Consider the following 13,590-nt stretch of genomic DNA (forward strand, 5'->3'; position numbering starts at 1 on the left):
TTTATAGGAGTATATTATGGGTATTAAAGTTGCGATTATCGGCTGCGGCGGCATAGGTACTAACCATGCCAACTGCTACAAAAATGACAGCCTTGCGGAATTGGTCGCGGTCTGCGATATAGTCCCCGAAAAGGCCAGGAAGCTGGGCGAGGATAAAGGAGTGCCCTGGTACAAATCCACAAAGGAAATGTTCGCAGCCCACCCTGAGATCGAATCTGTGAGTGTTACTACTTCCGGTTATGACAATGGCTCTATGCACTTTGAACCTGCCATGGAAGCCCTGGATGCGGGAAAAAATGTTTTAGTGGAAAAGCCAATCTGCGCAGATCTCCGGGATGCCCAGGAACTGGTGCGTTATGCCGGAAAAAAGAAACTCTACCTGGGATGCAACCTGAACCACTATTTTACCAAAACCGCAGAGCGGGCAGATGAGCTTATCAGAGACAAAAAAATCGGCGAGCTGGTGTACTGCATTCATAAAGTAGGTTTCAACGGCAATGAAAAGAAATACACCGGACCCGGCACCCCCAGGTGGCAAACTCCCTATTCTCATGTCAAAGCTTTCTGCGCACATCCCTTCTCGGTGATGCGCCATTTTTGCGGTGATATTATGCAGGTGCAGGCCTTTATGGACAGACCCGGCATACGCCGCAGCCAGCTGGATCCCATGCTCTCCATTAACGGTATCCATGTGCGTTTTGCCAATGGCGGAATAGGCTATCTCCTGAGCCAGCGGGGCGATGCCATGTTCGGCCTTGGCGGCTGGTGGAGCTATGAGCATGCAGGCACCAGGGGTACCTTCTGTATCGAAAACTGTGTGGAAAAGTTGCATTACTGGGATGTTGACAAAGTAGAAAATCCCGGTATGGCCAGCCCCAAACCGGAAATTTTCGATACCGGCATCACGGACTTCAACGCTACCTTTCCTTCGAGGATCCACGCATGGCTGGAAGATCTTGCCAATAAGGTACCCCTTGAACACCTCCGCGCTTCGGGCAGGGACGCCCTGGCAACTCTAACCTATACCTTCGCGGCAATGCGCTCTTATGAAGAAGGCGGCGCCCTGGTAATCCCCGAGGCCCTGCCGGCCCTCCACGGCGATATAAAGTACGTTTGGTAACAACAATGGCCGGTCAATACCGCAACCTGCTTTTTCTTCTGGCAGACCAGCTCCGCCATGACGCACCGGGTTATGCCCTGGGCGGAAAGGGGCTGTCAAAAACTCCCCATATTGACCGGCTTGCTTCCCGGGGCATTGCATACAGCAGAGCATACACGCCCCTGCCCGTGTGCGCCCCGGCGAGGCAGTCCCTATTATGCGGAAGGCATCCCGATTCTTTCGGGGCTTTCTGGAACCACGGTTTTTTTAATACTCCTGATTTCGTGCCCCCGAGCACTTTAACCCAAAACCTTGCAGCCTGCGGAAAGCGCGGGTATTTCGCAGGTAAATGGGATATTGCGAAGGGCACAAAGCCGCAAGACTTTGGTTTTAGCGCCTATTGCAGTAAAAGCGAATATGCTCTTTATTATAAAGACCGTTATCCTGCCTTGAACTTCGAGGGCGGGTGGATGGGCTGCGAAAGTCCGGTTAAGCTTGAAGATGCGGACACTCATTTTTTTGCCAGAAAAGCTGTGGATTTTATACGGGAAAAGCCTTCCCCAAACGAAAACGGATTCTTTCTCTGGGTGGATTTCGGCGTGCCCCACCTTCCCTGTAGGCCCAGTGCGCCCTTCTCTGCAATGTATTCAGCGAAAGATTTCCCCCCCTGGCAAGGTTTTGGCGATCCAAAGGAAAACAAGCCTTACTGCCACAAACAGCAGACGTTGAACTGGAACCTTGACAAGGCAAGCTGGGAAGAAATGGCAGCCCAGGTTGCCCGTTACTGCGGCGTAGTGTCGCAGCTGGACGACGCCATTGGGTTCATCGTTAAGGCTCTCGAAGAATCAGGGCATCTTGACGATACTCTCATAATCCTTACTTCCGATCATGGCGACATGTGCGGGAACCACCGCATGTTCGACAAGCATAATACCATGTACGACGACATAGTGAGGGTGCCCCTTGTAATAAGCGGATCTTCTTTTACACCCCATTCAAGCGAGGCCCTGGTTTCAAACTGCCTGGATCTGCCCCTGACTATTTCGAGCCTCATGGGGCTTCCGGCTTTAAGCGGCGCTCACGGATTTTGCCTTCCCCTCAAAGGTGAAAGTACAAGAAACTTTATAACATCATCTTCCAATGGGCAGCAGTTTGGATTTTTCAACACCCGGATGATTACTGACGGCCGTTACAAATACGTTTGGAATCTTACAGATGTCGATGAATTTTACGATGCACAAACAGATCCGGGGGAATGCTGCAATTTGATATATGACAGCTCTATGGCTGAATACATTAAAAAATTCCGCAGAGAATTGTTTAACGATTTAAAAGCTCATGGCGATCCCTTTGCTTCAGAGTGGCTTGCCCCTCAATTATTGGAAGGAAGAAAACTTTAGGAGGAATATATGAAAAGAACTGCATCAAAAGCGATCTGTGTTTTATTGGTCCTGGCAGGAAGCGCCTTAATCCTGGTCATGATGGCAGGCTGCAGGCCCAAGGCAGCTGCATCCAGCGTGGAACCAGGCAGTCTTAAAAAACTGGTTTTCGCAACCACTGAAAATACAGACCCCAATTACAGCTACAAAAACAAGCTCCCCGTATGGGCCGAGCTTGAAAAACGTACAGGGATCGAAATTGAATTCGAAGTAACCCCCACCGCTGACTTTGACAGTGTTATGAGCGTGCGTCTTGCAGCCGGGGTGAACCTCCCGGATATCGTGCGCCTTCCTGCAGGGAATCCCCTTCAGTTCTCAGTCAACGGCCTTATCATTCCCTTAAACGATCTTATCGATCAATATGGGGCGAATATCAAAGCCCTTTTTGAAAAACGCCCTGATGTAAGGAATGCCCTTACCGCGCCTGATGGCAAACTATATGTTTTGGCAGCTATCGTTGACGCGCGGTCCCATATAAATTTCCCTTCTTTTGGAATACGCAAGGACTGGGCGGCCAAACTGGGCCTCCAGGAACCTGATACTATAAGCGACTGGTACAATGTGCTTAAGGCTATCAAAACAGGCGACCCAAATGGCAACGGAAAAGCCGATGAAATTCCCTACACTGCTTACAAGGATCGCAACAATGGGATCTTCCGTTTCGGGGAAGCCTGGGGGCTTCATCTCTATGTCAGCGATGGCTGGTATGCCTACGGCAGTACCGTGGCTTATGACTGGATAGATCCCAGGCTCAAGGATTATCTTGAGGAGATGCACAAATGGTACGCCGAAGGTCTCATCGACCCTGAATTCAATTCCCAGACCAATGAACAATATACTGCCAAGTGTATCAGTAACATTGCCGGCTCGGAATCGCAGTTTATGAGCATGATATACCCCCAGTGGAATGTCAGAATGGCGCCTGATACCCCCGGTGTCCATTGGGAAAGCGTCAACCCGCCTGCGGGGCCAAAGGGTGATCGTTTTCTGATTCGGGAAACTCCCATAGAGGCAATCTATTTCGCCGTAACCCGCGACTGCAAAGATCCGGTGACTGCCATTAAATGGCTGGACTATATGTATGCTTCTCCTGAGGGGCAAATACTCTTGTGCAACTTTGGCATCGAAGGGGTTACATTCAATTTGATAGACGGCAAACCCATGCTGGGCGATGCCATCCTCAAATACGAACGGGGTTCGGGGCTGGGTATGGAGATCCAGGGCATGAATGGAGCTGCATTCCCCAGAGTACTCATGCCCGAAATGATCGAGCAGCGTTTTATGCACTATACTGACGAATTCGCTGCTGCTAAAAAAGCTTCTGCGTTTTATATTCCGCCCTTCCCAGTTATCATGGCTACCGACGAAGAAACTTCGGAGCTGCAATCCATCATGGCCGATATCGACACCCTGAGGCAAGAATATTTTTATGACTTTATCACCGGAAGGAAGAACCTCTCCCTCTTTGACAGTTATATTTCTCAGATAAAAGCCATGGGTATTGATCGCGCCATCGCCATCAAGCAGGTTCAATACAACCGTTCCCAGGGAATTCCCAAATAGAGTTTGAAACTATGACCGTACAGAAGAATAATCCATTAAGCCGCAGGCAGAACCTTTGGCGCAATCTGAAACGGGACAGGATGCTCATCCTTCTTGCCCTGCCTGCAGTGTTGTACTTTGCAGTGTTTCATTATCTCCCCATGATCGGTACAGTCATAGCTTTCCAGAATTTTAGGCCAGGAGCCGGGCTTTTCAGCAGCTCCTGGGTAGGAATACGCTGGTTTAAAGAATTTTTCTCTTCCATATTTTTTTCGCGCCTCCTCGTAAACACCTTTCTGCTCAGCTTCTACATGCTGATATTTGCCTTCCCCGTTCCCATTATCTTTGCACTCATGCTGTGCGAAGTAAAGGATGGGCTTTTCAGGCGCACTATTCAGGCAATAAGTTTTCTGCCCCATTTTATTTCCCTTGTAGTAGTAGTAGGGATACTGCAAAATTTTCTTTCCATCAGTGATGGGGTCATAAACCAGTTCAGGGGTTTCCTCGGCTTCAAGGCAATAGGTTTTTTGGATGACCCTGGGTATTTCAGGATGGTCTATGTGGTTTCGGGCATCTGGCAGGAATTCGGCTGGAATTCCATCGTGTATATAGCAGCCATTGCGGGCATCAGCCCCCAGTTATACGAAGCTGCCCGCATAGACGGATGTTCCCGATTCCGCCAGATGATCCATATTACCCTGCCGGGCATCATGCCTGCGGCCGTCACCCTCCTCATACTCCATTTGGGGAAGATGATGAGCGTAGGTTTTGAAAAAATAATACTCATGTATAGCCCTTCAACTTATTCGGTAGCCGATGTGCTTTCTACCTATGTTTACCGCAGGGGTATCGTGGACATGCAGTTTTCCTACGCAGGGGCGGTGGATCTTTTTAATTCGGTGATAAACCTTGTTCTGCTCCTTGCAGTAAACAGAATTTCACGCCGCAGAACCGGCGTAGGGCTTTTTTAAGGAAACGGCATGGCGCATCAGGCATCTGTCAGGTTTGACGGTTCAAGGTTTCTCCACAGGGTTATTGTATTATTGCTGATACTGCTGCTCTTCATAACCCTTTACCCGGTGATATACATTCTTTCCATGTCCATATCCGAAGCAAACGCAGTACTTCGCCGGGAAGTAATACTCTTCCCCAAAGGTTTTTCTTTGAAAAGCTATACTCTTGTTTTTGAAAACCCCCAGGTTTGGCGCTCTTATCTTAACACTGTTATCTATACTGTCGCGGGCACCTGTATCAATTTGCTGCTTACCCTGACCTGTGCCTATGCGGTTTCGCAGCAAAAGTTTTTTCTCCGTAAGGGGCTCATGGTGTTCATTACCCTGACCATGATGTTCTCGGGGGGCATGATCCCGGGCTTCCTCCTGGTGACCCGTTTGGGGATCTATAATACCCGCTGGGCTATACTGCTCCCAGGGGCAGTTTCAGCCTGGAACCTCATCATTGCAAGGAACTTTTTTATGACTACTATCCCGGACGAATTAATCGAAAGCGCCAAAATAGACGGGGCCAATGATATTTCAATTTTTGCCCGCATAGTACTGCCCCTTTCGGGGGCAATAATTGCGGTGATGACTTTGTTTTATGCCGTGGGGCATTGGAATATGTGGTTCAAGGCTATGATCTATGTTCCCAACATAAATCTCCAGCCTTTGCAGCTTTATTTGCGGAATGTACTGCTCCTCAACTCCCCTGAAGCCATGGCGGGCCTTGACGACGCCATGGAAAGGATAGCCTATGCCATGCAGCTTAAATACGCAGTAATAGTGGTAGCCACACTGCCTGTAATGTGCCTTTACCCCTTTGTAGCAAAACACTTTGCCAAAGGGGTAATGGTCGGTGCGATTAAAGAATAAAATTATTTTATAAGAGGCTCGGGCCGCTCGCAGGTACTCTTCACTTCATAGTATTTGCCGGTCGCTGAGGCATCATGGATGCCATGCATGACATCCAGGGCATGGTAGGCAAGTTCTGCAGAAACCCGGTGGGGTCTGCCCTCGGTGATGGATTCGGCCAGATCGGTGATCCCAAGGCCCCGGCTGTTATCAGGGTACGGCTTGAGCAGAGGAATCTCTGACCAGTTTTCGTCCCTGAAGCGTTTCACAAACACAGGGCCGCCAAAGGTATTGGGATCAGGAACGCGGAGCGTGCCCTCTGAACCGTAGATCTCAATATTGGGCAGGGTATGGGAAAATACATCAAAAGTCATGATAAGGCTTGCTACCGCCCCATTAGCAAAATCGAGGGTACCCGCTATATGAGTAGGAACATCCACATTGATCACCTTGCCGTTGAGAGGTTCGCTCGTGATAGTGCGGGTTTCAAAAGTTTTCCTTGCGGTACCAGAAACTCTGGTGATAGGCCCTATAAGGTTGATAAGGGTATGAAGATAATAGCCTGCCATGTCGAACATGGGGCCCCCTGCCTTTTTGTAGTAGAACTCAGGCCCCGGATGCCAATGCTCGTGACCATGGTTCACCATAAAGGCAACCGCTGCCACAGGCCGTCCAATCCAGCCATCATCGATGAGCTTGCGGCAGGTCTGAATCCCTGCGCCGAGAAAGGTGTCGGGGGCTCCCCCAACTTTAAGCTTCTTTTCGGCTGCGACTTTCAAAACTTCCTGGGCTTCGCCCCGTTCTGCGCAGAGGGGTTTTTCTGTATACAGGTGCTTCCCCGCTTTAACAGCCTGGATTGCCACACCATAGTGATTGTAAGGCTCGGTGATATTGAGGATTATATCAACGTCAGGACTATTTATAAGATCCTCTGTCTTTTTAATATAGGGGATACCGTATTCCTTGGACGCCTTCTCGGCCCTCTCGGGGATGAGATCGGTAAGGCCTGTTACCTGTACCCTCTTGCTGAATATACCGTTTCCGGTAAGGTTCTTAAAATAGATACCCGAAATATTTCCGCAGCCAACTACACCAATTCTCTGTAATGCCATTATATCCTCCTATCTGAATGTTCAATACATTCCCAATTCGTTTTTCCATTCATCAGCGCTGAGGCCTTTTTCTACAGCAATACGCTTGCTCTCGGCAGCCCACAGTATACCCCGCTTCATGAGCTCCCAGGCTTCCGGGATTTCGAACACATCGTTATGATGGCCCAGGGCATTGTAGAACACCCTGCCGTGACCCCATTTCCTTGTCCATACCTGGGGCACGTCAACCTCCCCATTGGCGGAATGATACCATTTTATCATGGGGAAACGGGTAGTGGCCAGGACTTCATTGGCAGGATCCACATGGAGATAGTACTGTTCCGAAGCCACTTCAAAGTCCTTGATCCCTTCGGTGAGGGGGTTGGATTTGCTGATAATATTTATCTTGTATTTGACGCCATCGCAGCCCGGATGGGCCACCCAATTGGCGCCGGTTATAAACTGGTACAGGATATTGGAACGGAAGGCATCGCACATGCCCCCGTGACACCCTGCCATACCTACACCCGATCCTATGGCTTCAGAAAGAACCTCAAAAAACTTATGAGGAAATATTTCCTGGGACATGGTCCAGACCGGGATAAAAAGATCCTGGGATTTAAGCAGTTCAAGATCTTTAAGCACATCGGTAGTTTCCGTTACCGTGACCTCAAAATCATTTTCTTTTAAAAATTTATTGAACCGTTCCGTTATAAGCTTGGGTTCGTGACCGTCCCAGCCGCCGCACATTATTAAGGCTTTGCGTTTCATAGATTCCATCCTTGTTGTTAAGTAACTAATTAGAAGTAATCAGCACCGCCGCCGAGCTTGTCCCGATGCGGTCACAGCCTGCTTCGAGGTACTTCACCATGTCTTCCCTGGTGCGAATGCCCCCTGCGGCTTTCATCCTGACCTTGGGGCCGATGTGCTCCTTAAAGAGGAGTATGTCTTCCAGGGTTGCGCCTGCGGGGCCGAGGCCAGTGGAGGTTTTGATGTAATCCGCCCCTGCTTCGGTAACTATATCGCAGAGGCGGATCTTTTCGTCGGTGGTAAGATAACAGGTTTCGATAATGACCTTGAGGATTTTAGAGCCTGCTGTTTTTTTGATCAGCATGATCTCTTCAAGGACTTTGTCAAAATGCCCGTTCTTTACATCCCCGATGTTGATCACCATGTCGAGTTCCGAGGCTCCGTCCTTGAGGGCCAATTCGGCTTCCCGGATTTTAATAACCGGAAGGCTGTATCCCAAAGGGAAGCCCAGCACAGTGCAGACATTGAGGCCCTTAAAGGTCTCTGCGGCGGGCTTCACGAATGAGGGAGGGATACAGGCCGAAGCGGTCTTAAATTCGACTGCCTCGGCGCATATCTTTTGTATGTCCTCCCAGGAAGCCTGGGCTTTAAGCAAGGTATGATCGATACGGCTCAGAATCTCACTGTTGGTCATGTACCCTCTTATTTAGAAAGAAATTTTACACTGACACCTGAATAATCGTTGTCGATCTTGAGGGAATCCAAAATCTGGGAAATCTGCCCCCGATGGTGGGTACCATGGGCAGTAAGCTGCTGGAGCATAAAGTAAAGGGGAACAGAGGCAGGCTTGCCACCGTACCAGTCAAGCTTTATAGGCGCTTCAAGATCTTTATCAGTCAGGGCCGATACAAAGTTCACATAGGCCTTGTCCGTGATTTTGATGCCTTCGGTGACTTTTTTCCACTGATCCCCGGTGATCTTCTTGGCTTCGATGATTTCGACCTTTGCCAGAGGCGCCAGAGCTTTCTGGGCCGCTGCGTTTTTGGCAGTTGCTTCTTTAAACATAGTCAGGAAGAAATAAGCCCCTCCCAGGGCATGGCGCGCCAGACTGGAAAGGCTTCCGTAGTAGCTCTTGCGGTTTTTTTCCCTGTCCTCATTGCTCAACTTATCCAGGATGGCAACAACGGCCTTGTCGGCTTCTTCATTGTATTTGGCAAAGGTAATCAATAATTCTTTTGCATTCATGTTTATACAAACTCCTATTTAAGAACAAAACGCAGAACAAATATTACAAAGAGTATCCAGGTAACAATAGAGATATCTTTGAACTTTCCGGTAGCTGTCTTGAGGATCACATAGGAAAGCACGCCGTACACAATACCGTCAGCAATACTGTATGCAAAGGGCATCATCACAATGGCGAGGAAGGCAGGAATACCTTCGGTGGGATCTTCAAAATCAATGCTTGATACAGGCTTCATCATGAGGAAACCCACAAAGATAAGGGCAGGAGCTGTAGCCGCGCTGGGAATCAACAGGAAAAGAGGCGAAAGAATCAAAGCAACGAAGAAGAGGATGCCTGTCACCAAAGCAGTAAGACCTGTGCGGCCCCCTGCCGCGACCCCTGCGGTGCTTTCTACATAGCTTGTAACCGTAGAAGTGCCAAGGGCAGCGCCGGCCACTGTGCCGATTGCGTCAGCCAAAAGGGCTTGCTTGACATGGGGGATATTCCCGTCTTTATCGATAAGCCCAGCCTGGGTAGTAACCCCCACGAGGGTTCCGACAGTATCAAAAATATCAACAAAGAGGAACGTGAAAAACACGGTAAAGAATTGGAAACTGATAATCGTGGTAAAATCAAATTGAAAAAGAAGAGGAGCGGCAGGCGTGCCAAAAGGAGAAAAGCCTTCAGGAAGGGAAGTGATCCCCATAGGTATACCGATGACTGTGGTTGCAATAATCCCGATAAGGATCGAGCCGGGAATCTTGAGGGAATAAAGGACAATGATAATAATCAGGCCCAGGAGGGCAAGGAAGGGACTGCCTGAAGTCAAGTTTCCAAGGCCGATAACAGTGCCTGCGTCGTTCACCACGATGCCTGCGTTTGCGAACCCTATAAGGGCGATGAAGAGGCCGATACCAACGGCAACCGCTTTTTTAAGGTTTGCCGGGATTGCCTTTATAATGGCCTCGCGCACATTAAACAGGGAAAGGATCACAAAGAGGATGCCTTCAAGGAACACAGCGGTCAGGGCAATCTGCCATGAATAGCCCATGCCGAATACCACTGTGAAGGTGAAGAAAGCATTGAGCCCCATGCCGGGCGCCAGAGCCACGGGCAGGTTGGCCATTAGAGCCATAATCAAGGTTGCAATACCCGAAGCAATGGCAGTGGCGGTAAAGACCGCCCCGGGAGTCATACCCCCGCCAATGCTGCCCAGCATACCGGGGTTTACCGCCAGTATGTAAGCCATAGTCAGAAAAGTGGTTACCCCTGCAAGGATCTCCCTGCGGACCGTCGTTCCATGCTCTTGCAGCTTAAAGAGCTTTTCCATGATTTCCCTCCAAAAAATGCGTAATGAGATTTGATATATACTACCACGATTTCAAAGCTAATACAATCAGCCTAGCCTTTTACAGCCCCGGCCATCATGCCCTTCACCAGCTTGTCCTGCCCAAAGACATAGAGAAGAATCACAGGCAAAGACGAAAGTACGAGCAAGGCCATGATGAGGGGGGTGTTCATGGAGTACTGGCCCTGGTATTCCCAAATCGCCAAAGGCAGGGTGCGGCTTTTCTGGGACTGGGTAAGAATCATGACGAAAATAAATTCGTTCCAGATCACCACGCCGTTGTAGATGCCCAGAGTTGCAAGCCCCGATTTGGAAAGGGGGAATATCACCTTGAAGAAGGCGGCGAATTTCCCGCAGCCGTCAATCTCCGCGGCTTCTTCAATTTCCTTGGATAAGCCCTGCATAAAGGCAGTCAGGATGAAAATCGACATGGGAAGATTAAAGGCAACATTGGGCCCTATGACGGCGATGACATTATCATAAACATTCATCCTGATGGACATCATAAAAACCGGTATTAATGTGATATGGATAGGTATGGACATAGTTGCGACAATCGCGCCGAAGATGGGCCTGTTGAGTTTGAACTGCATGCGCGAAAGAGGGTATGCGGCAAAAGCGCTGATAAATAAAAGCAGGGTCAATGAAACCGCCAACACGATCACGCTGTTCACAAAGTATCTGTAAAAACCGCCCTGCATGACGGTTGCATAATTTTCAAAACTGAGTCTGTCTGGGATCTTGAAAAGACCGCCGGTGATAAATTCACCCTGGGTCTTAAGGGACGTGAAGATCTGGAAGACAAAAGGCGCCCCTGCGATAACGAGCCAGACAACGGCAAACACTATTGCCAGCACCCAGAAAAGGGAGAATTTTTTCTTTCCATAAATTGCAGCATTAGACTTCATTTCACAGCTCCGTCTTCCGGTTCAGGGTAGAAATAACGATGAGGGCTACCAGGGTTATGAGTATGAACATGCCGCTGGCGACAGTTGCACCATAGCCCATGTTGTAACGCACAAACGACAGTTTATACATATAAGTAGCCATAAGCTCGGTGGAAACACCAGGGCCGCCGCCTGTCATGACGAAAATAAGGTCGAAATATTTTAACGATCCGATTATCGAAAGGGTCATGCCCGAAACAATTGTGGGCCTTAAGAGGGGAAGGGAAACCCGCCAGAAATACTGGCTCCTGGTGGCGCCGTCTATGCTTGCGGCTTCGTAAAGCTCTACAGGAATAGTGCCGTAAGCTGCGAGATAGAGAACCATGTAAAAAGGGATGTACTGCCAACACACAACACCGATAACGGTGTAAAGGGCGATCCTGGGGTTACCCAAAAGATCCACGCCGCCGCCACCGAACAGTTTTGATATTGATGCGATAACACCGTAGTTGGCGTCCAGGGTGTACTTGAAAAGCACACCTATTGCCACCGACGAAATCAGGTAGGGAATGAACCAAACAACTTTGAAAACCGCTCCCCGCCTTTCGGTTACATCCAGAAAAGTCGCCAATGCCATGGCAAAGGGAACCTGGAAAACCAGGGAGAGGAACATGATCTTGACATTGTTGCCAAAGGCCCTCCAAAAGTTAATATCCTTCGCTAAATTGATCCAGTTTTCGGCGCCTGTAAAAACACGCTTCCGCCCCATGCCGTTCCAGGCCATGGTACTGGTAATGAAGGATTCAACAATGGGATAAGCCACATACACAATAAGGAAAAGAAGGGCCGGCAGCAGAAAAACTGCCGCCGCTATACGGATTGAATGCTGACGCGCGCTGCGGAGGGACACCATTTTGCTGCCGGCCATAACCACACCTCTTATTTTTTCTTAAGATAGGCAGCCTGGGCGTCCTGGAGCTGCTGAGCAGCGGCCCTGGGACTCAAGGTTCCGCCGAAAATCTCCTGGCTGGTAACCTTGTGCACATCGGCTACTTCCGGGGACAGGGACTGGTCATACCAGAGCTGAATATCTGGAGCGGCCTGAACCTGGCCAAAAAGTTCCGCCAGGATGGGATCCGAAAGCTTCACACCCTTTACCGGGGGAATGCGTCCGTCGTCCAGGGCATCGGCAATACCATTATCATCAATAAGGTGGCTAATGAGTTCAAAGGCCTTGGCCTGGTTCTTGGAAGAAGAAGCCACGTGGTAGAAGTTATCGCCAACGGTACCAATTACGGTGTTGGGGTTTCCCGAGCCCTGCTCGTCTCTGGGGAACTTGAAGATTCCCATCTTGGCGGCAAATTCGGGGCTCTCGGTAAGGGCCGAAGAATTGAACCAGCTTCCCATGATGTGCATGGCTGCTTCGCCGCGATAAAGGATCTGCCGGGCCTGGCCTGAATCTTCGTCGAGGCCGTTAAAGCCGGTGTTGAAATACCCTTTGTTCACCCATTCCTGGAGCTTCTCGCCTGCATAGATAAATGCGGGATCGAGGAAAGTGCCCGAACCGTCAACCGCATTGATGAAGGGCTGGGTTCCGCCCCGGCGTGTAGCCAGGAACATGAAGTACATGGAGCCTGTCCACTGGGTCTTGTTGGCAAGGCTGAAGGGGGTTATGCCGTTTTTCTTGAGGGTATCACAGGCGGCTTCAAGTTCCCTGATGGTGGTGGGAACGGCGATATTGTACTTTGCGAAGAGTTCCTTATTATAGAACACCGTACAAACCGATACATTCTGCATGGGAAGGCCCCAAATCTTTCCCTGATAGGTAGCTTGGGCAATAGCGGCGTCAAGGAATTTGTCCTTGTAATTATTGGCATTCATATATGAAGTAAGATCGACGATACTGCCGTTCTTTGCATATTCATACATGGGTCCGCCTGACCATGAAAGGAAGGCATCGGGGGTCTGACCGGAAGCCAGGGCTACGGCGATCTTCTGTTTGTAAGCATCGTTGACTATCATGGTAAGGTTTGCCTTGATAGTGGGATTGTCAGCGGTGAACCGGGCTACAGCGCGTTCAAAAATACCGGGACCTTTGCCGGTGGTCTGAATTGACCAAATCTCCAACGAATTGGCGGAACCGCCGCTTGCCTGGCTTCCGCCGGCCGCAAATACCAAACCTGCCGCCATAACGGTCAGCAGCCCGAGAAAAAGAATTCTCTTTAAACTCATTTCTTGCCTCCTAAGCAATGTAGATTATAAATCTTCCCATTATTTTAGTATGAATTTGGAAATTATGCAACAAAAAAAATTTCAGGAGAAGCCTTAATATTTCACCTCGCAATAATACCTGTCTCAC

At 49.5% G+C, this 13,590-nt stretch carries 13 protein-coding genes; 5 read left to right on the forward strand and 8 right to left on the reverse strand.

Going from position 1 to position 13,590, the window contains the following annotated elements:
• Nucleotides 1-16: 16 nt before the first annotated feature.
• Genes TREAZ_RS12820 through TREAZ_RS12840 form a run of 5 tightly spaced genes read left to right on the forward strand, consistent with a single transcriptional unit; the run spans nucleotide 17 to nucleotide 5,951 of the window.
• Nucleotides 17-1,120: a Gfo/Idh/MocA family protein gene (locus tag TREAZ_RS12820; protein ID WP_015712299.1), complete on the forward strand. Its 1,104-nt coding sequence runs from the start codon at nucleotides 17-19 to the stop codon at nucleotides 1,118-1,120.
• Nucleotides 1,114-2,499 (forward strand): sulfatase-like hydrolase/transferase, encoded by a 1,386-nt coding sequence (locus tag TREAZ_RS12825; protein WP_148257818.1) that lies wholly within the window; start codon nucleotides 1,114-1,116, stop codon nucleotides 2,497-2,499. Before TREAZ_RS12820 ends, TREAZ_RS12825 begins: the two co-directional genes overlap by 7 nt.
• Nucleotides 2,500-2,508: 9 nt before the next feature.
• Nucleotides 2,509-4,101, forward strand: coding sequence for an extracellular solute-binding protein (locus TREAZ_RS12830; protein WP_015712301.1), 1,593 nt, complete (start codon nucleotides 2,509-2,511; stop codon nucleotides 4,099-4,101).
• Nucleotides 4,102-4,112: 11 nt separating this feature from the next.
• Nucleotides 4,113-5,051: an ABC transporter permease gene (locus TREAZ_RS12835; protein ID WP_015712302.1), complete on the forward strand. Its 939-nt coding sequence runs from the start codon at nucleotides 4,113-4,115 to the stop codon at nucleotides 5,049-5,051.
• Between the two features lie 9 nt (nucleotides 5,052-5,060).
• Nucleotides 5,061-5,951 carry a carbohydrate ABC transporter permease gene (locus TREAZ_RS12840; RefSeq protein WP_015712303.1) on the forward strand — a complete coding sequence of 297 codons (891 nt, stop codon included), beginning with the start codon at nucleotides 5,061-5,063 and terminating at the stop codon, nucleotides 5,949-5,951.
• 2 nt (nucleotides 5,952-5,953) lie between these two features.
• Here TREAZ_RS12840 and TREAZ_RS12845 read toward each other — a convergent pair whose 3' ends face one another.
• The 8 genes from TREAZ_RS12845 to TREAZ_RS12880 form a co-directional block, all read right to left on the reverse strand.
• Complete coding sequence (locus TREAZ_RS12845) at nucleotides 5,954-7,042, reverse strand: Gfo/Idh/MocA family protein (protein ID WP_015712304.1); 1,089 nt, start codon at nucleotides 7,040-7,042, stop codon at nucleotides 5,954-5,956.
• Nucleotides 7,043-7,063: 21 nt separating this feature from the next.
• A complete protein-coding gene (locus TREAZ_RS12850; RefSeq protein ID WP_015712305.1) occupies nucleotides 7,064-7,792 on the reverse strand; it encodes a ThuA domain-containing protein in 729 nt (242 codons plus the stop codon).
• 25 nt (nucleotides 7,793-7,817) lie between these two features.
• Nucleotides 7,818-8,465 (reverse strand): deoxyribose-phosphate aldolase, encoded by a 648-nt coding sequence (deoC, locus tag TREAZ_RS12855; RefSeq protein WP_015712306.1) that lies wholly within the window; start codon nucleotides 8,463-8,465, stop codon nucleotides 7,818-7,820.
• An 8-nt stretch (nucleotides 8,466-8,473) separates the two neighbouring features.
• Nucleotides 8,474-9,016, reverse strand: a complete 543-nt coding sequence (locus TREAZ_RS12860) for a DinB family protein (protein ID WP_015712307.1) — start codon at nucleotides 9,014-9,016, stop codon at nucleotides 8,474-8,476.
• 14 nt (nucleotides 9,017-9,030) lie between these two features.
• Nucleotides 9,031-10,326: an NCS2 family permease gene (locus TREAZ_RS12865; protein ID WP_015712308.1), complete on the reverse strand. Its 1,296-nt coding sequence runs from the start codon at nucleotides 10,324-10,326 to the stop codon at nucleotides 9,031-9,033.
• A gap of 71 nt (nucleotides 10,327-10,397) precedes the next feature.
• Nucleotides 10,398-11,252: a carbohydrate ABC transporter permease gene (locus tag TREAZ_RS12870; protein WP_015712309.1), complete on the reverse strand. Its 855-nt coding sequence runs from the start codon at nucleotides 11,250-11,252 to the stop codon at nucleotides 10,398-10,400.
• A gap of 1 nt (nucleotide 11,253) precedes the next feature.
• Complete coding sequence (locus tag TREAZ_RS12875) at nucleotides 11,254-12,159, reverse strand: carbohydrate ABC transporter permease (RefSeq protein ID WP_015712310.1); 906 nt, start codon at nucleotides 12,157-12,159, stop codon at nucleotides 11,254-11,256.
• 11 nt (nucleotides 12,160-12,170) lie between these two features.
• Nucleotides 12,171-13,463: an extracellular solute-binding protein gene (locus tag TREAZ_RS12880; protein WP_015712311.1), complete on the reverse strand. Its 1,293-nt coding sequence runs from the start codon at nucleotides 13,461-13,463 to the stop codon at nucleotides 12,171-12,173.
• Between the last annotated feature and the right edge of the window lie 127 nt (nucleotides 13,464-13,590).

Origin of the sequence: Leadbettera azotonutricia ZAS-9 (assembly GCF_000214355.1) — a bacterium.
GTDB classification, from domain to species: domain Bacteria; phylum Spirochaetota; class Spirochaetia; order Treponematales; family Breznakiellaceae; genus Leadbettera; species Leadbettera azotonutricia.